Annotated in this window: 3 protein-coding genes; all 3 read left to right on the top strand. The window is 51.3% G+C overall.

Features of this window, described 5'->3' with window-relative positions:
• The first annotated feature begins 186 nt into the window (after positions 1–186).
• Complete coding sequence (locus IKE44_RS08295; RefSeq protein WP_287465592.1) at positions 187–1,647, top strand: spore germination protein; 1,461 nt, start codon at positions 187–189, stop codon at positions 1,645–1,647.
• Between the two features lie 11 nt (positions 1,648–1,658).
• A complete protein-coding gene (locus tag IKE44_RS08290; RefSeq protein WP_049625070.1) occupies positions 1,659–2,744 on the top strand; it encodes a Ger(x)C family spore germination protein in 1,086 nt (361 codons plus the stop codon).
• 26 nt (positions 2,745–2,770) lie between these two features.
• The coding region (locus IKE44_RS08285) for a GerAB/ArcD/ProY family transporter (RefSeq protein ID WP_287465589.1) at positions 2,771–3,681 on the top strand (911 nt) is incomplete at its 3' end.

Raw genomic sequence — 3,681 nt, 5'->3', positions numbered from 1 at the left:
CCAAGAAAACTGGATCAATCAACAAAATATTGCACTCGGGGTTCTTCACCTAATAGGTGAACATTCGAAATGGAGTCGAAGTCTCGACACGATTGGGTTTCCCAGCATTTTTGATACACTTCTGTCACGGATTCAGGTTTATTCTCATTTTGGAAAAAAAAGAAAAAACGCCCCCCTCAGCGGCCCATTTCGCAGCTTTGGGAAACGCTGCGGCAATCGAGCGATTTTGTCGAAGTGTCGTTTGTTGTGGGAGGCAAGGAGCTGTCGATTTATTATTTTGATTCACTCGTCGATCCGCAAGTGCTGCAAGAGCGGATTCTTTGCCATTTGCAAAACGACATTCCAAACCATCCGACGGTCCGCTTGGAAGACTTGCAGCAAATCGTGCCGATTCTGCGCATTGAAGTGAGCGAAGACACGGCGCTGATTGAAGAGAAGGTGCTGAAAGGGTTTGTCGCGGTCACCTTCCGCGAGCAACCGAACAAAGCGGCGCTCATGGGCGCCGCCGCCGAAAATTTAGGGCTTCGGGAAAACAATGATTCGGAAAACGAATTCAGCGTCGTTGGGCCCAAAGTCGGATTTGTGGAAAATGTCGGCGTCAACTTGCATCTCATCCGCCGGCAAGTGGTGACGCCGAATCTTGTCTTTCGGGAAATGTCGATTGGTTCGGTGTCGAAAACGAAAGTGGTCATCCCCTACATCGATGGCGTCGCCAATCCGGAAGTCGTTCAAACGGTGACGCAGCGGCTTGAGTCCATTCATTTTGACGTCGTGTTTGACAACGCCATTTTGGATCAGCTGCTCGCGGACAATTCACGGACGCCGTTTCCTCTTTTTATCTCGACCGAGCGGATCGACCGGACCATCTATGCGCTTGTGTCGGGTCAGGTGGCCATTTTTTGCGACGGCTCCCCGTATGCCGTGATTGGCCCCGCCGCTCTTTTCGATTTTTTTACGTCGCCGGAAGACTATTATTTGCCATGGGTGCTCGGCACGTTTTTGCGGCTCATTCGGTTTTTCGGCGTTGCGTTCTCGGTGTTAGCGTCGCCGATTTATGTGGCGGTGCTGACGTATCATTATGAAATGATTCCCGAAGACTTGCTCGGTCCGATCATTTATTCCCGCTCGAACGTGCCGTTTCCGCCGATGCTCGAGGTGCTGTTTTTGGAAATTACGATCGAGCTGTTGCGCGAGGCCGGGGCGCGGCTGCCGACGAAAGTCGCACAAACGCTCGGGATTGTCGGCGGGATTGTCATCGGGCAAGCAACCGTTGATGCCGGGCTGACGAGTACGTTTTTGTTGATTGTCGTCGCGTTGGCGGCGCTCGCTACGTTTACAACGCCGATTTTCAAAATGTCCAACACGATCCGGTTCATTCGGTTTCCGTTTATTTTGTTTGCTGCATGTTGGGGCGGGATCGGCATTATCTTTGCCGTCTGCGGGCTGCTCATTCATTTAGGGCGGCTGCAGTCGTTTGGCTATCCGTATTTGCTGCCGTTTTATACATTTCGTGTGCGCAGCTTCCGCGATACATTCGTTCGTTCGCCATACAGTGAAACGGCGGAGCGGCCGATGTTTCTTCGTCCGCGGTCGCGGTTTCGTTACGATCCGAATGCGGCGAAGCAAAAACGCGATATTGATGAGTAAGGGGGATCGTGATGAGGCGTGGGCTTCTATGGCTCGGTGCGCTGCTGTTGCTTGGCGGCTGCGCCAGTTTGCGGCCGATTGATGAAATTCAAATTATCCAACAGATGGGGTATGATTTCGAGAACGGCCGCTACACGGGCACCGCGGTGTACCCGACGTTCAAGCAAGGGCCGATGACAAAGCCGAATATGCTGACGACGACGTCGCCGACGGTCTACGACTTGATTCCGCGCCTGTCATCGAAATCCGCGCTGTCGGTTGAGGAAGGGCAGCTGCGCTTGATTTTGTTCGGCAAGGAGTTTGCCAGGCGGGGGGTGACGCAATTTACGCACAGCCTCGCGCGCAACAACAAAGTTGGCAGTCATTTGCTGCTTGGCGTGGCGGAAGAAAGCGCGAAGGAGCTGCTGAAAATCGAGGTGAACAAGACGCTTAGCGATACGTTGTATTTGCCGAATCTGGTGGAGCAGAATGAGCAGTCGATGAACTTGCCGAAAACGAATTTGCACTTGTTTTTGTATCGCTATTTTTCCCCAGGAAGCGATCCGTTTTTGCCGTATTTTGAGAAAAAAGGAGATTTCGCCAAGCTTGAAGGGGTCGCGTTGTTTCGCGACGACCGATACGTGGGGCATGTGAGTTTGCGTGATTCGTTTTTAATGAAAATTTTGCTTGGAGAAACGAAAAACGGCGTCTACCAGCTGAAGGTTGGGAATCGCGGGAAACAGGGCGAGGATCGGGTGATGCTGCAAAACTTATGGGCGAAGCCGAAATATGAATGGAAGCGTGATGGAGGCCGCCATGTGCTTGATGTGTTCGTCCATATCCATGCGTCGGTGAGGGATTACCCGTCATGGCTCGATCAGCCGGGTCAAGATTTGTTTGCTGATGTGAAGAAAAAAATGCAAAACGAATTGGAGCATAATATGCGTCGGTTATTCCGTTATTTTCAGAAAAAACGGATTGACCCGCTCGGCATCGGCGATTTTGTTCGCAGTGTGACAAGACATTGGGATTCCGACGCGTTTTACCGTGAATACCCGGAACTAGACATCCGCCCGCACGTCACGGTGGATATCGTCCATACCGGCATTGGCGAATAAGACGGGGAACATGAGGAGGGATTAGGATGAAGCAGGCCATTCAGGAACGGTTTCTCATCTCCCCGTTTCTTGTGTTTTTTGTCATTCATGCTACGCAAGTTGGGGTCGGGGCACTCAATTTTCAGCGTCCACTGATGAAAGAGGCGGGGCAGGATGCCTGGATGGCAGTCTTAATGGCCGGGCTGTCGGCGCACGTGTTGATTTGGCTCATGTATCGGCTGCTGTCGCATTTGCCATCAGGCGGAGACCTCGTGTCGCTTCATGAACAGTACTTCGGGCGGTGGATCGGCGGGGTGCTGAGCCTTGGACTTCTTTTTTACTACGCGTTGGCGGCGTTTATGGTGCTTCAATCATACATTGAAGTCATTAAAGTATGGGTGTTCCCGTTGATGGGGGCGTGGCAGTTCAGCCTTATGTTTTTGCTGATGACGTATTATGTCGTCTCCGGCGGGTTTCGCGTCGTTGTCGGCTTATGCGTTTGGGGGGTGGTGATTCCGCTGTTGACGATTTTTCCGATGGTTTTCTTTCCGCTTGAGTATGCTCAATACCGGAATTTATTGCCGGTGTTCGACCATTCGTTTGGGCAATTGGCAAAAGCATCGAAAGAGATGGTGCTGCAATATTTAGGGTTTGAAATGCTGCTGATGTATTACCCGTTTTTAAAACAGGCTCCGTCCTCGCAAAAGTGGGCGCATGCGGCCAACGCATTTACGATGTTCATTTATTTTGTTTTGATCCTTATCTCCATCGTGTTTTATAACAAAGAGCAAATTCAGCATATTACATGGCCGACGCTGACGATGGCCAAAATTCCGGAAGTGCCGTTTATCGAGCGGATGGAGTATATTGTCATCTCGATTTATGTGCTTGTTGTGTTCCCGATCATCGCGGTCTCTATTTGGGCGGTGACGCGCGTGATCAAACAGCTGTTTGCTGT

This window comes from Geobacillus sp. (assembly GCF_017515625.1).
Classification (GTDB): Bacteria; Bacillota; Bacilli; order Bacillales; family Anoxybacillaceae; genus Geobacillus; species Geobacillus stearothermophilus.
This window is presented reverse-complemented; position numbering and strand designations above follow the sequence as displayed.